Below are 18901 nucleotides of genomic sequence, written 5' to 3' on the forward strand. Positions count from 1 at the left end.
CACTTGAAACTCCCCACCTGATGATCGCCGTCAGCGCCGCTGAACAGCAGTAGCCGGTCAGGCAGGACGTTTATGTTCGACCCCTTTAGCCAGCAAGGGGCCGGGGAGTTGAACGTCTTGAAGCGACATCTGCAAAGCACCGTACTTACATTACTTGATCGCAACACCAGCCAGCGCGAGATTCACCGGCTGACGGGTGTCGATCGCAAGACGATCCGGCGTTATCAGGCGCTGCGGGCCGGTGCGGAGGCAAATTCCCCCGGGGAAGTGACCACCGGCTCGGTGAGCGCGGACGGCCAAATTCCTCCACCCCGACCACCGGCTTTTGGGACATCGGAAGCGACGGTCACCAGCAGCCTGGCCCGTTCGGCTTGCGAAGCGCATCGGACGTGGATCGAAGAACAGGTCCGGCTGAAGCGGAACGCGCAGGCGATTTACCAGGACCTGGTTGATCAATTTGGCTTTCCGTCCAGCTACCAGAGTGTCAAGCGGTTTGTGCGCCGGTTGCGGCACGCTGATCCTGAGCAGTTTGATCGTCTTGAGTTCCTCCCCGGCGAGGAAGCTCAGGTCGACTATGGCGAGGGCGCGCCGACGGTTGATCCGAAGAGCGGGCGGTACCGTCGTCCCCGCCTGTTCGTGATGACGCTACGCTACTCGCGGCGCAGCTTCCGGCGGGTAGTCTGGAAGTCCAGCCAACAAGTCTGGGCGCAGCTCCACGAAGAGGCGTTCCGGTATTTTGGCGGGGTCCCCAGCTATGTCGTGCTCGACAACCTGAAGGAAGGCGTCCTCAAGCCGGATTTGTACGAGCCCCAGCTCAACCCGATTTACAGCGCGATGCTGGCTCATTACGCCGTGGTCGCCGATCCCGCGCGCGTGGCCGATCCAAATCGGAAAGGATGCGTCGAGAATGCGATTCAACATACCCAGGGCACTGCGCTGGCCGGACGGCGCTTCGAGACGCTGGAGGCGCAAAACGAGTTCTTGAGGCACTGGGAGGAGAACTGGGCTTCCAAACGCATCCACGGCAGCACGCGCCGTCAGGTCGAGGCGATGTTCCAGGAAGAGAAGCCGCACCTGCGGCCGCTGCCTGTCGCTCCCTTCCGCATCTTCACCGAAGTCGTCCGGACTGTCTGCGACGACACCACCGTACGCGTCGACAACAGCTATTACGCCGCGCGGCCCGCGCCGATCGGCAGCCAGGTCGTCGTGCGCATCTACACCACCACGATCGAGATCCGTGATCGCCACACCCGTGCGCTGCTGCGTGTTCATTCCCGGATGGCGCACCCCGGTTCTGTCGTCCTGCCGACCAGCGAACGGCCGTTCAACCCGTCGCGGCAAACCGCCGTGCTGCTGGCGAGCGCCGAGCGCATCGGACCGCAGACCAGGGCCTTGTGCCAGCAGGTGTTCGACACCGAAGGGCGCCCCGGACAGCGCGCGATGTGGGGCATTGTCGGGCTGGGCCGGAAGTATCCGGCGCGGCTGGTCGAGCAGGCCTGCGCGCACGCCATCGACAACCGCATCTACCGCTACAAGCACGTGCGTGCGACCGTCGAGCGGTTGTTCGAACAGGCGATCGAGCAGGTTGGAGTGACGCCACAGCCGGCATCGCCGCTCACCCAGGATCATCCGCTGATCCGTACCCCCGCGGAATACGGCGACCTCTTCAGCCGCGCTGTGCGGCGCGACGCCGACGACAATGGTCGGCAGGCCGAGGCTCACGACGATCACGCCACGGCAATCCGCGCTCGTGTCGCCTGCGCAACCCCGGCCAACTCCGGCGCCACGAGCGCTCCCGCTGCACCTTCTCACCTTAAACTGGAGACCTAGCCACATGATGACCATGCCGGAAATTGAGCGTTGCCTACGACAGCTGCGCCTGTCGGGTGTCCGCGACACGCTGCAGACGCGCGTGCTCCAGGCGCAGGGCGCCAACCAGCCCTTCCTCGAGACCTTCTCCCTTATCCTGCAGGATGAACTGGACCGTCGTCAGTCCCGTCTTATCGAGCGGCGATACCAGCAATCCGGGCTCGACGAAAAGCTGACGCTCGCCGAGTTCGACTGGTCCTTCAATCCCAAACTGCCACGTCAGACCTGCTTCCAGCTCCACACCCTGGCGTTCATTGCCGCTGGCGAGAACGCTCTGCTTGTTGGCAAACCTGGCACCGGGAAGTCGCACATCGCCAAGGCGATTGCCTATCAGGCGATCCTGCAAAGCCACAAGGTCCAGTATCTTGAGACCGACGACTTCTTCCACCGCTACGCCCTGAACTCTCCGGCACAACGCGAGGTCCGGCTGCGAACCATCATCGACTGCGATCTCCTCGTGCTGGACGATCTATTCCTCGCACGCGCCATCCCCGACGACGCCGGCACTTTGCTGCAGACCCTGATCCATCAGCGTTACAAACTGCGCCGCAGCGTCATCGTCACCTCCAATCGCGTCGTGCAGGATTGGGGGGCATACCTTGGGGACAACACTATGAGCACGACGATCCTCGATCGCCTTATGCATCATTGCCATCTGCTTGAGTTCGACGGACGCAGCTATCGGCTCAAAGAAGCCGCTGAAGCTCTTGCCCGGGAAACAAACTCAAACTAACAGTCCCTTGTCCTGCCTCGCGGGTGGAGGAATTTGACTGACCACACCCGGAGGAATTTGAAGTGACCCGCGGGGGCGGGATCGGGCAGTCGAACTGGGATGTTCTCTGGAGCTTCACCCATGCCTTGATCCTATCATTGTGGCCCGCCGAGTTCTGTGCGTTTTTCTCGGCACAGGCCCCCTTCTATGCATTGGGGGGGGCGCCTAGCGCAGCGTTCAGATGCAGCTCGAGGGCCTCGATGCTCGCCATGACGTCCGCAAAGGTGGGCGGCGTGCCGAAGATCATCGCCGACATCCGCTCATAGTCGGCGGCAAGCTTGGCCCGCATGTCCGCGGTCGGGACGAGGCGATAGCTGCCCGGCACAGCGCGATCGTAGCGGTGATCCGGCGCGCGAAACATAAGCTCTTTGTGCTGCCGGCAGGCTTCCGCAAGATCGCGCATCGACGCCGTGGCGACGCCATAGTCCGGATGGGTCCAGATTTGATGGACGTCGTAATAGTGGCGCGAGTAGCGATTGAGATCGGGCACCGGACGGTCGGGCTTCGCGTCCGCGCTTCGCTTCTCGGTCATTTCGGTCATTGCGTGCAGGATCAGGACTTTTTCCCAGAAGGTCCGCTCGGATTTGACCGTCTTCACGTTGCGCACCGTGAGGCCCGCTCGCTCTCGCATTTCCGAAGCGATGTAGGGAACGATCTCGCGGGGCTCCGCCGGTTCAGGATCGGGACGCGCTCCACCTTCGATGCGGACCGCCGCCTGCACATACGTGTCGCCGGCACCGAAGACGCTCTTGTAGCCGACCACCAGAATGTCGAGTGCTTCCTTGTTGCGATAGGTATCGAAGCCGAAGCCGAGTGAAAAATGTTGCGGCTGTTCAGCGGCGCCTTCGACGGCTGCGATCTCCTTCGTGAGCTCCTCCTTGAGCGGCCCCGAGATATATTGCCGTGCGGCCTCGTCGACTTTCTCGGCGAGGGCGCGCTGCTGCTGATTTACGGAGGGGAGGGCGGCGATCTCGGCTTCCAGCGGGACGTGCAAATCGGCCTTGTAGATGCCGATGTCGATGTCCTCCGAGAACCGACGGATCAGTCCATAGGCCTTGCTGAGGCTTGTGCCGCCCTTGAAATAAAGACCAATGGGATCATCACCCCGCCGATTGAACAGGAAGTCGAGCACCCAGCAGACATAGAGGTCCTTCTCGATATTCTGCGCCCGCGTCTCCAGATAGGCGGCAACCGTCGAGAAGAGTGCGCGGCGATCGTCGACGCTGGAGCGCAGGATTTCAATGAATGTCTTCTGCATGGGTGCCCATTGCGCCTTCCTCGCCGCTGTGATCCTCGGCGCTAAGCTTGCGCGTGATTGTCTCGATCAGCGCATACATCCACGCTGGCACCGCATGGATGTTGTCGCGTAGATCCTGCGCGATTTTTTCCCGGTTCGGATCGCGCGACAGATGCCGGACGATTCCGTTCACGGCCGCATCGAGGCTCGATCGCTCATCCCGAAACCATATCAATGCCTGGACCACGCGCATGGCGGGACGGCCGGCCCAAAATGCCGTCTTGGCCGAAATGCGCTTGAAGTCGAGCGTGTAGATGACCGGCTTGGTCGCCTTTGGATCACCGGCGCTCGCCTCGATCTCGATCGTCCGCGGATAAGTATCGGCATAGATCGTCGACCGCGCCGGAACGGCCGTCGTCAGGCCGAGGTCGTTCGCGGCCGTCATGCCGTCGACCAGCACGCGCAGCTTGTCGCGCCGCGCGATGGCGTCGATGAACGAGGCGCGCGGCGGAAACACCATCTTTCCGGTCAGCTTGCTGAGGCCCGGCTTATCATAGAGACCGCGATAGGGCCGGCGGATGTCGCCTCGCAGGGTCAGCCGCTGTAGAGCCTTCTCGACGGCGTTCGGCGTCCCGATGTCGAGAAAATCGGCGCGCGACCACACACCTGCCGGCGCCGCCTGGGCGATCCGGTCATGAATGCGATCGAGGGTATCGGACGTGGGGTCGGGCATCGGCCACCATAGACTGTCCGAAGATTATATATAAAAATTGGTCAGTAGCAATCGGAGCAGTCCACTGACCAGAATTTATATACAAATATTGGTCAGTTAACCTGGAAAGGGTCTTTGTTCCTTCAGGGACCCCACACGAGGCCCTCCACGTTTGACGTATCGGCTCCCTTGCGGCGTGCGCGACGGTTATTTTGGATCCGGCGGAAACCGGTCGAGCCAGTCGAGCACACTCCGCACGACTAGCTCGGACGTCTGCTTGGCATCGCGTGCTTCTTCCGGTCGAAGATCCGGCACGCCCGCAGGATGATCGGACAACATCCGCCCGGCGTGTATGCGTTGGCGCGTTTGAATTAGGCTGTCTGCCCGGCTTCTCGTGGCCTGATCCAGGATGCTCGATCGTCCTCCGGACGCCGCGCTCGAGACAAGATCGTCGATCCGCCAGGTACGCGGATCACGTTCGAAGTTGTTGGATCCGAATGGGCCTACCTGCATGGATCGCGCGTGCTTGACCACGAACGTTAGCGCACCTTCCACGAGAGCCGCCGCCAGCACGCATACGGAGACGGATGCCGACTGGACATCCGAGCGTTTCAACTCCGAAACGATCTGCACCCACCACGTATGAAACCCAGCGTAGCCGAGCGAGCTCAGCCTCGCAGCGAATGCATCGAATGGCTCCGCGTGTCGGGGCCTCCCATCAGTTCTTCTCGAGATCACATCCTTCACGATCGGCATCAGTTGGGAACGAGTATCGCGGGGCATGGCGACACGTTGCGCTTTCATCTGTTCGCTTGGGAGGGGGCCATTCCCATTGACCGGCATCGCGAAGCGCAGCACGCCATCCTTTTCCGCCATGTACTCGGCGAATATCAGGATCGTTATTGCGGCTTCGATGCCGGTCTCGGAAATTCCACGTGAGACGGCCCGCGAAACCAAAGTGTCCCGCTCCAGCTGAGCTTTCGCTTGTCCTAGATTCCGCGCAAGTTCGCCGAACTCGGTATAAACGAAGTCGAAAGCCTCGAGATCGCGGTACTCCGGCGTTTCGGGCAGAAAGAACTTCCAAGTGATGAGCGTCTGCTGTTCGGGACCGAGAAGCTTCGATCCCCGTCCCATCGAGTGCAGACCCATGGTCACAAACGCGTCCCCGATCTCGCCCTCTCGGTATCCTCCGCGATCGCCGATTTCTTTGATTTCCGCGAAGGTCAATCCCGGTTCGCGCGGACGTATGAAGACGCTGCATTCGAGAGCCTCCGCGATGAACTTTTTCACCTTCTGCAGATGCATCATTTTCGCGATACTCCAGGGAGGGCCTGTTGCCCGGAACCTCAGTTTGTCACTGTTCGATCGGCGAATCGTCTCGGCCCGATTGTGGGAGCAAAACGCTAAGCCGTCAGGATCTTCAAATTCCGTAGCACGACGGCCGCACTTTCCGCGCTCGACAGGCCTCTCGCCGTCGCTAGGTGCCTCACCGTCTGCCCGACATCACGCGGCCGGGCAGGGCCGTCGCCCTGGGATGTGAAGGGGCCGTCGGTTTCTGTGAGGAGACGATCGATCGGCAAGGAGGAGACTAGCGCCCGCCCACGGTCCGTCTGTAGCATCTGACTGTTAATCGAGAAGTAGCAGCCGAGGTTTGCTGCTCGCCTTGCGTCCGCGGCAGACCCCGTGAACCAATGGAAGACGAACTTCGCGCGACCGTCCGGGACCTCTTCCTCGATCAAGTCGAGCACCTTGGTTGCCGCACGCACGCTGTGGATCGACAGGATCTTGCCGCCAGCTTGGGCGCAGCAGCGCAGGATGCGGCGAAAAACCTCCGTCTGACGGTCCAACGACGAGAAGTAGCGAGGACCCGCGTCGAGGCCGACTTCGCCGACATACCTCGTTTCGCAGAGGAGTCTTTCCCAGAGATCAATTTCCCGCCAACGCTCCGCGACCAACTGCGGATGCATTCCGAGTGCAGCTCTGACGTATTTCGTCGAAGAGGCCAGCATGTTGTTGCGCGACCAAGCCTTCGGGGTGGTGGTGACAGCGAGCGTGAAGATTCCGAGCCGGTCGCTCTCGGCGACGAGCGCTTCGAAGTCGGGATACAGGTCGAGGTGGCAGTGGAAATCGACGAGCCTCATGCCGTCATCTCGGCTTCCGCTGCCGGTGAAAACGTCTCTACGTCGCGCAGCAATTCGCCGACCTCCGTGATGCCTCGCGAATAGACCCCGGCGAGCCCATTGAGCTGGGCGATGTCCTCGAGCAGCGGTCCCGGTTTGTGGACCAGGACGCGGGCGAGATCGGGGCGCCCTGCGAGGCGCGCCACCGCGTACTGGAACGCGCGTACCTGCTTGCCTTCCGCCGTCTGCGTGCTCAACCGGGTCTGTTGGATGTCGACCCGATACCCGGTGGGATCGTTGCCTCGCCCCCACGCGTGGTCGAAAGCGGCCTGGCGGATGATGCACGGGACACAATGGCCGCAATGGGTATGCCGGCCGGCCGCCGACTTGACCCAGCGGCCAGCTGCAGGGTGGGCGCAGGAGAGGGACTCGCCCGCGAGCTCCCGCAGCAGGTCCGGATTGAGGCAGCCTTCCATCATCTCGCCCTTCGTCTTGTCCCAGTACCGGTTGATGATGACGCCGTCGATTCCGACCTGCGACAGCAATTCGTTCCAGCGACGCAGATAGAAGGGATGGGTCGTGCGGGTGCTCAACGATCCGAGCCTGACGGTGTCAAGTGGGACGTTGAGGGCGATCAGACCGTTCTCCGGGACTTCGAGCGAAAAGTGCCGCGCCAGACCCGACCCGGCCATGGCAGCAAGGGCGATGAACAGGAAGGACCGGCCACGGGTGCTTTCTTCGCGACCGACGCCTGGGGAGACCTTGTCGGTGAAGGTCATTCCCAGGCGGACGCGCCTCGGTTCGCGATCGCCGTTCCGGTAGGCCGAGGCAACATCTACGAACAGATCCTTTTGGGGCTTGCTGATCGCTCCGTCGCCTCCATGGCTCACGAACAGTGGAAAGGAACCCTGCTCAAGACGATCGATCGCGCCGATCAGGCTGTCCGATCCGCCCGAGAAGAGGGCGACCCCGTCGAACCCATGATCCTGCAGACCTGCGACTGGACGTCGGACGAAGTCGGACATCCCTTCGGGGCGCGGTCTGAACGCCACTGTCCAGTGATCGCCCGTCAGGAACCTGAGCATCTTTTCGAGAAGCGCACGCTGCCCCGTCCAAAGTTCGGGATCGGACACCGGCACGAAGATGCCGAGCTCGCGCGTCCACGCGTCCTGCGACGTCTGCACGCGATTGATCCGCGTGTCGGCGGCATGCACCATCGCCGCGAGGACGAGAGCGTCGACGCCGACTTCGCTTGGATAGACCCCGAGCCTTCCGAGGCTCCGGATGACGCCGCCCATCCCGTATCCCAGAGTCCGATTGCCGCTCAGGAGATCGACGCGGAATTGAGCTTGCCAGCGACCTGCGAGATCCGGCGCCTGGTCGGCTGGTCCCATGTGACCGATCAAAGCGTACGCCGTCATCACGCGATCTCCTCATAAGCTTCCGAGGCGAAGTCGTCATCCGTTCCGATATCCCGGTCCTCCGAGTCCGGACCCTCCAATAGGACGGCCGCGCGTTCGTAGATGTCGTCGATGGTCGACACGATGCGCTCGACGGGAAAATCTTCGCCGGCCTCCGTCATCGCGTCGTTCACCTTGCCGCGGATGTAGTCGTTGATCTGCTGTTCGACGTTCTGGACGGACGCGACGTCGCGCGGAATCGCGACGACCTTGTTTCCGACCGCGTTGAGCAGTCGGTTCTGGATCGCGTTGGTGATGAAGGAAGCCAGGAACGACACGGTGGTCTCGGGGGAGGGGCGTTCGAGATCCGCCTGTGCCTCGCTGATTTCGGCCAATGCCTTGATGTAGGCCTCTCTGGCGAACGACTCGTCGAGTTCACCGCCTGGTTCGCAAATGACGTCGACCAGCGCGGCGTAGATGTCCTGGACCGGCAGGGCCGCCAACTGCGCGAAGCCGAGTCGGCGGACGGTTTCCTGGATGCCTGCGGTGCCGGCGGTGGAAAGGATCCGGCCCAGGTTTGTCGTGGCGCTGCGTTCCGCCGCCATGCGCTGTGTCGCCCGGCGCGCGCCGCCGCTCGACTTGCCGACGAACGACCGGACCGCCCGGCGCATGTTGCGATTGGCCCCTCCACCGCGACCTCCACCTCCGCCTATGCCGCCTCCACCACCGCCTGGTTTAGCGAACTTGAAGAAATTGGTACGAGCGCTCTGGAAGCGGTTGGGCGCCGGCGCGTCACCGTCGCCAGCGCCACCAGCATTTCCGTGGCCCGGGTTGCCAGGGTTTGCGCCGCCGGGATTTCCGTTGCCCGCGTTACCACCGCCGGGGGCTCCCGGGGCGCCCAGAGCGGGGGCGCCGGGTGCGGGAGAGCTGGCCCCGGTTGTTTGGACAGCGCCCCGCTGGATTTAAGTGGATTCCTGCCGGGTTATGCTGAACGCGGGGCTTTACGGTTTTGTCGTTGCGTCGGGAGGGCGTAGCCCGACCAGAGCGACGACAAAACCGTCGGCGACGGTCATGCGGCCATCACCATAGCTTGCGTGCCGAAGTAAGCCTCGTCGGGCGTGCGCCCGTCAAGGCTCGAGTGAGGGCGTCCCTGATTGTAGAAGGCCAGATACTTGGCAATTGACGCTCGCGCCTCGGACACGCTGTCGTAGGCGCGGAGATATACTTCTTCGTATTTGACCGTGCGCCAGAGCCGCTCGACAAACACGTTGTCGCGCCAGGCGCCCTTGCCGTCCATGCTGATGGCGATCTTCGCGTCCAGCAGCACATCGGTGAACTCGAGGCTGGTGAACTGGCTGCCCTGATCCGTGTTGAAAATCTCGGGCCTGCCGTGCTTCGCCAACGCCTCCTGGACCGCTTCGACGCAGAAGGCCGCCTCCATTGTGATCGAGACGCGATGGGCCAGGACCCGTCGGCTGAACACATCGACGACCGCCGCGAGATAGACGAAGCCACGCCGCATCGGAATGTAGGTGATGTCCATTGCCCACGCATGGTCGGGCCGCTCGATCTTCAATCCGCGCAACAGGTACGGGTAGATCTTGTGACCCGGAGCCGGCTTGCTCGTGTTCGGGCGACGATAGACCGCCTCGATCCCCATGCGCTTCATCAGCGTCGCGATGTGGCGGCGACCGGCGTATACGCCCTCCCGCCGCAGCAACGATCGCAGCATACGCGCTCCCGCGAAGGGATAATCGAGATGCAGCTCATCGAGCCGACGCATCAAGGCAAGGTCCTCGGCCGAAACTGGCCGAGGTTCATAGTAGACCGTGCTGCGAGCCAGCTTCAGGACCTTCGCCTGGCGCACGATAGAAAGATCATGATCGCGGTCGATCATCGCTTTGCGCTCAGCAGGCCCGCCTTGGTGAGCGCGCCGGACAAAAAATCGTTTTCCAACGCCAGCTCGCCGATCTTGGCATGTAACGCCTTCAAATCGACCGGCGTCTCGGCCGATGTCTTGTCATGCCCAAACACGCCGGCGGCGCCTTCCAGGAGCTGGTTTTTCCAGATCGTGATCTGGTTCGGATGAACATCAAACAGTTGCGCCAGCTCCGCCAGTGTCTTGTCGCCTTTGACCGCAGCCAAAGCAACCTTCGCCTTGAATGCCGGAGAATGCGTCCGGCGGCTCTTCTTCGTCATCTTCGCTCCTGATTCGCAGCAAGAATACTCGCCGCTGTCAGGCAGAAAATCCACTCAAGCTACTGTCCGAATTTGCGGGGCCAGCTCTATCAGAAGCTTGCGCGCCAAGGCCACGATCATGGTCTTGCGAGTGCCGCGGGCGCTCTCAGTGCGGCCTCGAAACCACTGCGCCAAGGTGCTGTCCTTCTGGAGCATGAGAAATCGCCACGCCAATTGGATCATGCCGCGTCGAACCCGAGCGTTGCCGGAACGGGCCAGCCCTTTCTCTCGCCGTTTTATGCCACTCTCGTCGGGCGAACCCGTGAGGCCCGCATAACGTGCGACGGCCCGTCGATCGCGCATGTTTCGCGCCAGCACCTCCTGCACCAGCATGTCGGCCGTCTCGATGCCAACCCCGATCACCCGCGCCAGTAGGAGCACCATGGCGTTTGGTCCATCACCGGGCGCTTGCTCGATGCGTTCCAGGCGAGCATCCTCGATTTGGCGGATCTGATCATTGATCAGCTGGCGGCGCTCTATGTCGCGACGCAGCTCAGCCAACATGTTGGGCAGTATTGGCTCTCCCTCAGGAGTGCGCAAATCTTCAAGGCGTCCGGCTGCCTTCTTTAGCTTGGGATTGAAGCCGCGGATGCCCAGCCGAATTAACGCTGCTTTCATTCGGTTGACGATCCGACTCCGCTCTCCGACGAGGCTCTCGTGCTCGCGGTTAGGCCGCTTGGCGTCTTCGTCCTTGATTGTCGGGATCGCCACCATCTTGCAGTGATCACGCTCGCCGCGCAGCCAGCCGAGAAAAGAGCGCTTGAGCAAGCTGGTGTCGAGCCGATCGGTCTTGGCGCGCCGGTGCTCGCGCGATACCGCGACGCTCGATGCGTGAATGACGTGGGCCTCAATATCATGTGCCCTGAGCCAGCGCGCCAGCCAGAAGCCGTCACGGCCGGCCTCGAAAGCGACAGCGATGCGTTTGATGTGATGCCCAGCCTTCGCCGCTTCATCTCGCCATCGATGCAGCAATTTCAGCAATGCGCTCTCATCGACCGCGAGCTTCTTCAATGGCTGGCGCTCGACACCAGGCACAATGCCGGCGACGAGCCAGCTCGACAGGCTCAGTTCGATAACGGCGATTAGCGTGCCGTCCGGATCGAGTGGGCTCGGGGATCGGCTCAGATCGTTCAACTTTTGCATGGGGCGCTCCATCGGTTCACATTAGCAACGATAGATGCAATATCCTCGCCACCGCCCCATAGCATCTTCCACCAGCGCCAGCGGATGCTTGTTGCCTTCGCCGTCAACCGCGATCGCGGCGACCAGCACGAGATCGTCGCCGAGATGCAGCCCGTCGATTTGGACCACCAGAAGGTCGAGCGCGGACAGATCGGCAGCCATGAAGTCGGCCAGCCGCGCCGCCGACAGCGCGACGAACCTCCGCGAGGCCGCCGATTTCGACCCCCCCGATCCGGCCGGTGCCGGCACGTCACCTTCGGGCAGCCGGCCAGCGCAGCCGAACCGGCGCGTTGATTAGCATCAGGTTCATCGCCAGCGACCGAGCCAATCCTCCTGCGCCGCCGTTTCCCAGCTCGGGATCATGACCTCGCGGCCGTTCACGCCCCGGTCGCCGGCCAACCAGCCGGTGTGATATCTCTCGTCATGGCGTTGCTCTCCTTTGTGGAATCAGCACCCCCAGCCTACCGGCTCAAGGTGGGCAACGCCGACCTCTTCAGTAATTCAACAGAACCCGGGACATCCCCGGCTGCGTTTCTTTTCAGAGATGACGCAGCGAATTAGGAGTTCGGCACGTCTTTGGACTGACCATGTTCGCCGTCTGTTACGGCTATATCCGCGTCGGGCTTTCGATCGCAAATGCAGTAGAGCCACGGTTTGTAGATTCGTTGTCTGCGCTTGCGGGAGGAGCTTGAGCAATTCGGGTTTGATAAGGCCGAGCCCAGCCGAGGGCACGAAGACCCAGGCGATCACGAGGCCATTCCTTATCGACCAACGTGTCTTTCAGCGTCGAGCCTTGCAACGGAAGCGCGCGGTTTCGTCGCGCCTAGAGTAGAATATTAACATTGCAATCGTCTAGGTTGTATGCAAACCATAGGCTTGGGTCTCAGAAACCGAAGACAGCATCAGTGGCCATCAATGGGCCAGCGTGCTAACAGCCCCGTTCGGCGGGGGCGGTGCGCCCGTGTCCAAGGGCACCCCAAAAGCACATTGGCCGGTCACGATTACGGTTTCTGAACCCCGGCAGCCAGTCCGCTACCGGCATCAGAGCTAAAAGCAAAATCCATGAACCATCAGCGAATCTCGCGCCGCGTCGTGGCGATCGCTCGCGTCTGTAGTCTCGAAGTTCTGCACGACAACGAAACATCTCAGCAGAGGGCCGACCGGTTGCTGGCGCCGCACAAGCGGGGCAACCGTTGTCCGTTGTCAAATGATTTGAGGCTGATTAGGCGGCTGGCGAAAGGAGCGTCTGGCTCCTCAGGGGTTAGAGTTTAAGCGGCCTGCACTCGATGCTGCGAGCGACGGTTGCGTCTCATCGGCGCCATCCTGCTCGAGCGGCGCCCAAGTTGAGCACCCGCAAGCAAGGGTCGCACGGGCGCATGTCCGTCGTCACAACGATACCCAAGGAAAAGGCGAAGGGGTTTGTTCGCAGGCTCACTGAAGCTCTTTCCGGCAATCATAGTGTCAGCACGGTCGACATGATCGCCGGCCTGAACCGTCAACTGGCGGGATGGGCAGCGTTCTACAAGTTCACCGACTTCACCGCGCACGTATTCGGGCGCATCGACCTTGTCGTATTCTTGAAAATGGCGCATTGGCTGGGGCACAGATACCGATCTCGCATCAAACCTTTGATGCGGAAATGGTACCGAACCCCGGAACCGGGCAAGGCGAAAACCTGGCTCGTGTTTGGTCGGAATGAACGCGGCGGGCCGCACGGAAAAGCACTTTACCGGCTTGTCTCAAGTCCGAAGGCGCAGTTCCGGTGGCGCAATCCGGAGGATAATCTCTACATCTTCCGAAAAGAAGCCCGCAGCACTGTCACCTCGCACTATCAGGATGTTGCTATGGCCATGGGCCAAGCTTGAACAGAGAGCCGTATGCGCTGAAAGGTGCACGTACGGTTCGGGGAGGGGAGGAGAGGCGCGCTCGCGCTTCTTACTCCACTCAGGATCACCGGATGGGGGTGGTACTATCTCTCGACCGTGCTTGACGACTTCTCGCGCTACATCGTGGCCTGTGATCTGGCCGAGTGGCTCGACCAGAAGGGCATGCAGCGCGTGCGCGGCGCTCCGTACCATCCTCAGACCCAGGAAAAGATCGAGCGCTGGCATCAGACGCTGAAGAACCGCATCCTGCTCGACCACTATTACATACCCGGTGATCTCGAGCGTCAAGTAGGAGCCCTCGTCGAACACTATAATCACGTCCACTATCATGAGAGCATCGACAATCTCAGCGCCAGCCGATGTCTACTTCGGTAAGGCTGAGGCGATCCTCGCAGTTGTGTAAAGACGATCGTGTAAGGCAGATTGTCCTGCCGGTGTGTTCCTTCAGTTTGTCAAAAGGCAGGATTGAGCCGGATGGTATTACCACAGCAAGGCCGGTAAATCTTCATAAGACCCCACCATCCTGGTAGGTGCGTCGCAGTTCGCCTTCCGCGATAATGCCTCATCGCGACCGTCACTCGTAAGCGGAGGAAGCATGTGAATCTGCCCACCAAGATCGCCACCCTCGAATCAGCGCCAAGAGACCGCCATCCAAGCCGCTAGAATAGCTTTCGCGATAGCCATGACGGCAGTGGTAGCCGCGGGGGCATTCTTTGCTATCCGGCTTTTGATTCGATTCTACGGATAGGGTCCCGCCGCTCCACCTCCAGCCGAACCGATCACAAATGGAGGCCGTGTCGTGATGGCGAGTGAACAGGATGTTATCATTGGACGTATTGCCGAGATCGAGAAAGCACGATTCTGGCTCTGAGAGCCAGCGCCTGCGCAGTCTTTCGCCGCATTGTCAGCGACTGAAGTTCAGCACGCTCATCATCGCTCAATATCAAGGGCGCAAGTCGCTCGGCCGCCATCAGATCCTCCGTCGCTGTTGCAGCCTGCAGTCTGCCACAGCGGCGCGAATCTACGATTGCGAATTTGTGACTCGACACTAGCAATAGCCCATCGCGGCGAGAGCTGACGGCTCGCACTTTGAACTCCTGGTGTAGCTGCCGACAGAATTCCTTGCGCCGGGCCGCTCATCGGGGGGTATCCGGGCTAACGGGGAATTCCCGCTGAATGGTCATCTCTGGTCGTCCGCCATGCCGGGTGACTTTTAATGGCGCCAAACTCTCGCTGGCAGAAGACCGAGCTATGGCTGATTTTGGGTGACGCGGCCTGATCAGGCGGCGTGGCTTTCAGTGTTCGGAATGACTTCGATTCCGTCGATGAACTTTACACCGGCGATGACTTTCGGCAACTGGTTCGTGCTCTTCAATCGCCGCCAGGTCTTCGATGCGGCGTCGATGAGCTTGAACACCATCAGCTTCGCAGTTTGTTGCGACAGCGATCCCTTGGTCCGCACCGTTCGGTGGCGCACCGTGGCGAAGACGCTCTCGATCGGGTTCGAGCTGCGTAGGTGGATCCAGTGCTCAGCAGGGAAGTCGAAGAAGGCGAGCAGCGCATGGCGATCCTTGATCAGGCACTCCACCGCACGTCCGTATTTGACGTGGTATTTCTCGACGAAGACGTCGATCGCGGTTTCAGCTTCGGCCCCGGTGTGGGGCCAGATAGATGTTCCGCAGGTCGTTCTTCATGGGGCCCTGCACGGATTTGGCGACCTTGTCGAGTACGTTGCTCACTTTATGGCACCAGCATCGTTGGTGCCGCGTGCCGGGAAAGGCCTCGTCCAGTGCCTTCCAGAAGCCGAGGGCGCCGTCGCCGATGGCGAGTTGCGGGGCAATCCGTAACCCGCGTTGCCGCAGGTCGATCAGGAGTTCGCGCCAGCTCTGCGCGCTCTCGCGCACGCCGACCTGGAAGCCGATCAGCTCCTTCTTGCCTTCCGGCGTGGTGCCAATCAGCACCAGCATGCATTCGCTGTGATCTTCCATGCGGGCCTGCAGGTACACGCCATCGGCCCAGATGTAGACATAGCGACGCGCCGACAGATCGCGTCTCTGCCAGCGTTCGTACTCGACCTGCCAATCGGCCTTCAGGCCGGCGATCACCGAAGGCGACAGGTTCGGCGCATCCTTGCCGAGCAGCGCCGAGAGCGCCTCCTGGAAGTCGCCGGTCGAGATGCCGCGCAAATAGAGGACCGGGATCAAGGCATCCAGGCTCTTCGTCCGCCGCGCCCATAGCGGCAGGATTGCCGAACTGAAGCGGAGGCGGTCGCCTGGCCCGCTCGCTCCGCGGTCGCGGACCTTGGGACGAGCGACCTCCACCGGACCGATGCCGGTCGCAATCTCGCGCACCGGACCGTGCCCATGTCGGACCAGGCGCGCTCGACCGTCGGGCAGCGTCAGATTGGCCGTGCTGGCCAGAAACGCGCCAACCTCGATCTCGATCGCCCTGGCAAGCAGGTCCCGCGCGCCGGCACGAACGATATCGGTCAGTGGATCATCAACCGCGGACGGCTGACGGAAAGCAAGAACATTGGTAGTCTCGGTCATGGCGTATCGCTCTCCTCGAGAGGTTCTGGCAGGCTCGTCACCCGCCTCGATACGCCGCCTTCCTCACACCGTCATCACCCAGATTCCGCCATAGCTCGAAGACCCGGGAGCTTCGGCTATGCAAACGTATAGCTTTCCAGCGAACGCCTCGCCTGCCATTCCTCTTTGTGCTCGATGCGATGACTGGGACAGGCAAGCGCCTTAGAAGGCCACGGTCTGGGCGGATAGCAATCTCTCCAGAACACCTGAAGTCGCAGCTACGAGGTTGAATTGAAGTTGAGTAGCGGCTCTCGGCGTTGGACCAAGCGAGAAGACGAACTGCTGCGCGAGCTTGTTGATGTGGGCGCACCCGTGAAATCTATTTGCGAAACACTCAATAGATGCGAGGCAGAGCTTCGCAGGCGCGGCTACTACATTGGCTTACCGAGGAAATGGTTTAAGCGAACGGAAGCCGTATGACGCTGAAGCGGGGCTCGGCAGCGGCAGTTATGCACGAGCATTGCGGAAAGATCAGCGCAACAGCAATGATACCGTCAAACGGCACCTGCAGGATCACCATTCCGCACGACGCCGACGACTACAAACAGATAGCATCGAGCGCTGCTTCTGAGTTCCTTCTTGCCTTCCGGCGTCGCGCCGATCAGCACCAGCATGCATTCGCTGTGGTCTTCCATGCGAGCCTGCAGGAAGACGCCGTCCGCCCACACGTATACGTACCGGCGCGCCGACAGATCGCGCTTCTGCCAACGCTCGTACTCGAGCTGCCACTCCGTCGTCAGTCTGGAAACCACCGCCGGAGAAAGATTCGGCGCATCCTTGCCCAGGAGCGCCGCCAGCGCCTCCTGGAAGTCGCCCGTCGAGATGCCTCGCAGGTACAGAACCGGCAAAAGTGCATCCAAGCTCTTCGTGCGCCGTGCCCACAACGGCAGGATCGCCGAGGTGAAGCGGATCCGCTCGCCATCGCTGGTCACCGCGCGATCGCGAATCTTTACCCGGGCGCCTTCGACGGCGCCGATCCCCGTCTGGATCGTCCGCACTGGACCATGGCCGTGCCGCACGAGGCGGTCGCGGCCATCGGGAAGCTTCAAGCCCTTCATCGCGGCGAGAAACGCCTCGGCTTCCATCTCGACAGCCTGCGCAAGCAGCTGCCGAGCACCAGATCGCAAAATATTCGTCAGTGGATCGTCGATCTCATCGGGCTGACGCAGTGGGACAATGTTGCTATGCTCGTTCATGGCGTATCGCTCTCCTTGTGGTTCTGGCAGGCTCGACACCCGCCTCGATACGCCGCCTATCTCATTCCGTCATCACCCAGTTTCCCGCATAGCTCCAAATGGCCTGGTGTCTGGCGGACCGCAACTCGGGTGGAATGAGTGCGGAAGGATAGGTGCTGCAGCCGGCACCCCGGACTGCAGCGGCTCACGGGGACTAAAGCAGGCTCGCGGTCGTGCATCCGGCCGCGCGGAACGGCTGAAGCCGATGGGCAGGAACGCCAAGCGCGACAAGGTCGGACGCCAGACGCGCCAGGTCGGAGCGATCCAGCAAGGCATCATGAACCGTCGTGCGGATGTCGCACGCGACGCCGCTTTCGAGCAGACGCACGAGGCTGGCCTTGGCCTTAATGCCGCTCCCAATGACGCCAGTGATCCGCGCGTAATCATCGAACGCAGCCTTGACGTCGAAGCCAATCCAGTCGACGAGCGGCAGTACGGCGGACAGCCGTGTGGGATAGGGCCCTGCGGTGTGCAATCCGACGCGGAAGCCGAGTTCGCGTCGCACAGCACGCATCGCGTCCGGCAGCGCCGCCTGGAGGGTGGGTTCGCCGCCAGAGAACACCACGCCGTCGAGCAGGCTGCGACGGCTGTCGAGAAAAGACAGCACGTCCGGCCACGCGATTTCCGACTCTCCCCTCGGCGGAATCAGATGCGGGTTGTGGCAATAGCCGCACGACCAAGGGCAGCCCTGGCAGAACACCGTTGCCACGAGCTCGCCCGGCCAGTCGCAGGTGGACAGCCGGGCGAGCCCGCCAATCCGCAATTCAGCCGAGCGCGGCGCGCGCTTCAGCGAAGAACCTGCGCTCATTGTGCTCGCCTTTCTTGCCGCGATTGAACGACGACACCGGCCGGTGATAACCCATCACGCGGGTCCAGACCTCACAGGGCTGGCGCTCGTCGTCGCTGAGCGTCACCGCGGAATCGGTGTTGGTCGTATTGGCAATGGATTCGTTCATCTGTGGTCTCCTTCAGTGCGCGGCGGCATGCCGCTTGGCTGCGAGCCGTTCGGCGTCGCATTTCGGACAGAAGGCATGCTCGCCTTCGAGATAGCCGTGGGTCGGACAGACCGAGAATGTCGGCGTGACGGTGACGTAGGGCAGGCGGAAATTTGAGAGCGCCCGCCGCACGAGCTTCTTGCACGCTGCGCCCGAGGACAGGGGTGAGAGAGCTGGCCCCGCAAATTCGGACAGTAGCTTGAGTGGATTTTCTGCCTGACAGCGGCGAGGATTCTTGCTGCGAATCAGGAGCGAAGATGACGAAGAAGAGCCGCCGGACGCATTCTCCGGCATTCAAGGCGAAGGTTGCTTTGGCTGCGGTCAAAGGCGACAAGACACTGGCGGAGCTGGCGCAACTGTTTGATGTTCATCCGAACCAGATCACGATCTGGAAAAACCAGCTCCTGGAAGGCGCCGCCGGCGTGTTTGGGCATGACAAGACATCGGCCGAGACGCCGGTCGATTTGAAGGCGTTACATGCCAAGATCGGCGAGCTGGCGTTGGAAAACGATTTTTTGTCCGGCGCGCTCACCAAGGCGGGCCTGCTGAGCGCAAAGCGATGATCGACCGCGATCATGATCTTTCTATCGTGCGCCAGGCGAAGGTCCTGAAGCTGGCTCGCAGCACGGTCTATGGTCTGAGCCCCTCGCTTCATCCAGCAATGGAA

Annotated in this window: 14 protein-coding genes and 5 pseudogenes; 5 read left to right on the forward strand and 14 right to left on the reverse strand. The window is 61.6% G+C overall.

All coding sequences use genetic code 11. The features are described 5' to 3' along the window. The first annotated feature begins 72 nt into the window (after positions 1–72). On the forward strand, positions 73–1830 hold the full coding sequence (gene istA, locus ABIF91_RS45740) for an IS21-like element IS1631 family transposase (RefSeq protein WP_100214066.1): 1758 nt from the start codon (positions 73–75) through the stop codon (positions 1828–1830). Positions 1831–1834: 4 nt separating this feature from the next. After that, entirely contained in the window at positions 1835–2602 is a 768-nt protein-coding gene (gene istB / locus ABIF91_RS45745; protein WP_038952109.1) for an IS21-like element IS1631 family helper ATPase IstB, read from the forward strand. A 184-nt stretch (positions 2603–2786) separates the two neighbouring features. Here the strand turns inward: istB and ABIF91_RS45750 are convergent, their stop codons facing one another. The 9 genes and pseudogenes from ABIF91_RS45750 to ABIF91_RS45790 all read right to left on the reverse strand — a co-directional run. Then, positions 2787–3899, reverse strand: coding sequence for a nucleotidyl transferase AbiEii/AbiGii toxin family protein (locus tag ABIF91_RS45750; RefSeq protein ID WP_028181972.1), 1113 nt, complete (start codon positions 3897–3899; stop codon positions 2787–2789). Beyond that, complete coding sequence (locus ABIF91_RS45755) at positions 3880–4611, reverse strand: DUF6088 family protein (RefSeq protein WP_028181971.1); 732 nt, start codon at positions 4609–4611, stop codon at positions 3880–3882. Before ABIF91_RS45755 ends, ABIF91_RS45750 begins: the two co-directional genes overlap by 20 nt. A 186-nt stretch (positions 4612–4797) precedes the next feature. Further along, positions 4798–5898 carry a hypothetical protein gene (locus ABIF91_RS45760; RefSeq protein WP_028181970.1) on the reverse strand — a complete coding sequence of 367 codons (1101 nt, stop codon included), beginning with the start codon at positions 5896–5898 and terminating at the stop codon, positions 4798–4800. A 95-nt stretch (positions 5899–5993) separates the two neighbouring features. Next, positions 5994–6731, reverse strand: a complete 738-nt coding sequence (gene qatD / locus ABIF91_RS45765) for a Qat anti-phage system TatD family nuclease QatD (protein WP_028181969.1) — start codon at positions 6729–6731, stop codon at positions 5994–5996. Beyond that, positions 6728–8131 carry a Qat anti-phage system QueC-like protein QatC gene (gene qatC, locus ABIF91_RS45770; protein ID WP_028181968.1) on the reverse strand — a complete coding sequence of 468 codons (1404 nt, stop codon included), beginning with the start codon at positions 8129–8131 and terminating at the stop codon, positions 6728–6730. Before qatC ends, qatD begins: the two co-directional genes overlap by 4 nt. Next, complete coding sequence (gene qatB, locus ABIF91_RS45775) at positions 8131–8781, reverse strand: Qat anti-phage system associated protein QatB (protein ID WP_028181967.1); 651 nt, start codon at positions 8779–8781, stop codon at positions 8131–8133. The genes qatC and qatB overlap by 1 nt, the downstream gene beginning before the upstream one ends. A gap of 398 nt (positions 8782–9179) precedes the next feature. After that, positions 9180–10309, reverse strand: a protein-coding gene (locus tag ABIF91_RS45780; RefSeq protein ID WP_129557670.1) for an IS3-like element ISRj2 family transposase whose coding sequence is annotated in 2 segments (ribosomal slippage) — positions 9180–10057 and positions 10057–10309 — 1131 coding nt in all. Because the reading frame shifts where the segments join, the coding sequence is not laid out codon by codon here. A gap of 54 nt (positions 10310–10363) precedes the next feature. Beyond that, positions 10364–11491: an IS110 family transposase gene (locus ABIF91_RS45785; RefSeq protein WP_424579933.1), complete on the reverse strand. Its 1128-nt coding sequence runs from the start codon at positions 11489–11491 to the stop codon at positions 10364–10366. A 60-nt stretch (positions 11492–11551) separates the two neighbouring features. After that, positions 11552–11917, reverse strand: a pseudogene (locus tag ABIF91_RS45790) (IS256 family transposase); the annotation flags it as partial. Positions 11918–12873: 956 nt separating this feature from the next. Here ABIF91_RS45790 and ABIF91_RS45795 point away from each other — a divergent pair. Both ABIF91_RS45795 and ABIF91_RS45800 read left to right on the forward strand, forming a co-directional pair. Beyond that, positions 12874–13395: a group II intron maturase-specific domain-containing protein gene (locus tag ABIF91_RS45795; protein ID WP_424579934.1), complete on the forward strand. Its 522-nt coding sequence runs from the start codon at positions 12874–12876 to the stop codon at positions 13393–13395. Positions 13396–13467: 72 nt separating this feature from the next. Beyond that, positions 13468–13807, forward strand: a pseudogene (locus ABIF91_RS45800) (integrase core domain-containing protein); the annotation flags it as partial. Positions 13808–14695: 888 nt separating this feature from the next. Here ABIF91_RS45800 and ABIF91_RS45805 read toward each other — a convergent pair. The 5 genes and pseudogenes from ABIF91_RS45805 to nrdD (ABIF91_RS45825) all read right to left on the reverse strand — a co-directional run bounded on the left by ABIF91_RS45805 (position 14696) and on the right by nrdD (ABIF91_RS45825) (position 18528). After that, a pseudogene (locus tag ABIF91_RS45805) lies at positions 14696–15965 on the reverse strand (IS256 family transposase). Between the two features lie 554 nt (positions 15966–16519). Continuing rightward, positions 16520–17200, reverse strand: a pseudogene (locus ABIF91_RS45810) (transposase); the annotation flags it as partial. Positions 17201–17393: 193 nt separating this feature from the next. Beyond that, on the reverse strand, positions 17394–18047 hold the full coding sequence (locus ABIF91_RS45815) for an anaerobic ribonucleoside-triphosphate reductase activating protein (RefSeq protein ID WP_284282587.1): 654 nt from the start codon (positions 18045–18047) through the stop codon (positions 17394–17396). Continuing rightward, on the reverse strand, positions 18004–18195 hold the full coding sequence (nrdD, locus tag ABIF91_RS45820) for an anaerobic ribonucleoside-triphosphate reductase (protein WP_284282585.1): 192 nt from the start codon (positions 18193–18195) through the stop codon (positions 18004–18006). Before nrdD (ABIF91_RS45820) ends, ABIF91_RS45815 begins: the two co-directional genes overlap by 44 nt. Before the next feature lie 12 nt (positions 18196–18207). Beyond that, positions 18208–18528: an anaerobic ribonucleoside-triphosphate reductase gene (gene nrdD, locus ABIF91_RS45825; protein WP_424579935.1), complete on the reverse strand. Its 321-nt coding sequence runs from the start codon at positions 18526–18528 to the stop codon at positions 18208–18210. On the opposite strand from nrdD (ABIF91_RS45825), the pseudogene ABIF91_RS45830 reads away from it, so the two are divergent. Beyond that, a pseudogene (locus tag ABIF91_RS45830) lies at positions 18492–18901 on the forward strand (transposase); the annotation flags it as partial. The gene nrdD (ABIF91_RS45825) and the pseudogene ABIF91_RS45830 overlap by 37 nt on opposite strands.

The sequence above is a fragment of the Bradyrhizobium sp. USDA 241 genome, from assembly GCF_049739505.1.
GTDB lineage: Bacteria > Pseudomonadota > Alphaproteobacteria > Rhizobiales > Xanthobacteraceae > Bradyrhizobium > Bradyrhizobium liaoningense.

What these genes read in the sequence shown, in the direction of transcription:
- istA (WP_100214066.1), top strand. Translation starts at nt 73, where the DNA reads ATGTTCGACCCCTTTAGCCAGCAAGGGGCCGGGGAGTTGAACGTCTTG.
- istB (WP_038952109.1), top strand. Translation starts at nt 1,835, where the DNA reads ATGATGACCATGCCGGAAATTGAGCGTTGCCTACGACAGCTGCGCCTG.
- ABIF91_RS45750 (WP_028181972.1), bottom strand. Translation starts at nt 3,899, where the DNA reads ATGCAGAAGACATTCATTGAAATCCTGCGCTCCAGCGTCGACGATCGC.
- ABIF91_RS45755 (WP_028181971.1), bottom strand. Translation starts at nt 4,611, where the DNA reads ATGCCCGACCCCACGTCCGATACCCTCGATCGCATTCATGACCGGATC.
- ABIF91_RS45760 (WP_028181970.1), bottom strand. Translation starts at nt 5,898, where the DNA reads ATGATGCATCTGCAGAAGGTGAAAAAGTTCATCGCGGAGGCTCTCGAA.
- qatD (WP_028181969.1), bottom strand. Translation starts at nt 6,731, where the DNA reads ATGAGGCTCGTCGATTTCCACTGCCACCTCGACCTGTATCCCGACTTC.
- qatC (WP_028181968.1), bottom strand. Translation starts at nt 8,131, where the DNA reads ATGACGGCGTACGCTTTGATCGGTCACATGGGACCAGCCGACCAGGCG.
- qatB (WP_028181967.1), bottom strand. Translation starts at nt 8,781, where the DNA reads ATGCGCCGGGCGGTCCGGTCGTTCGTCGGCAAGTCGAGCGGCGGCGCG.
- ABIF91_RS45785 (WP_424579933.1), bottom strand. Translation starts at nt 11,491, where the DNA reads ATGCAAAAGTTGAACGATCTGAGCCGATCCCCGAGCCCACTCGATCCG.
- ABIF91_RS45815 (WP_284282587.1), bottom strand. Translation starts at nt 18,047, where the DNA reads ATGAGCGCAGGTTCTTCGCTGAAGCGCGCGCCGCGCTCGGCTGAATTG.
- nrdD (WP_284282585.1), bottom strand. Translation starts at nt 18,195, where the DNA reads ATGAACGAATCCATTGCCAATACGACCAACACCGATTCCGCGGTGACG.
- nrdD (WP_424579935.1), bottom strand. Translation starts at nt 18,528, where the DNA reads ATGCCGGAGAATGCGTCCGGCGGCTCTTCTTCGTCATCTTCGCTCCTG.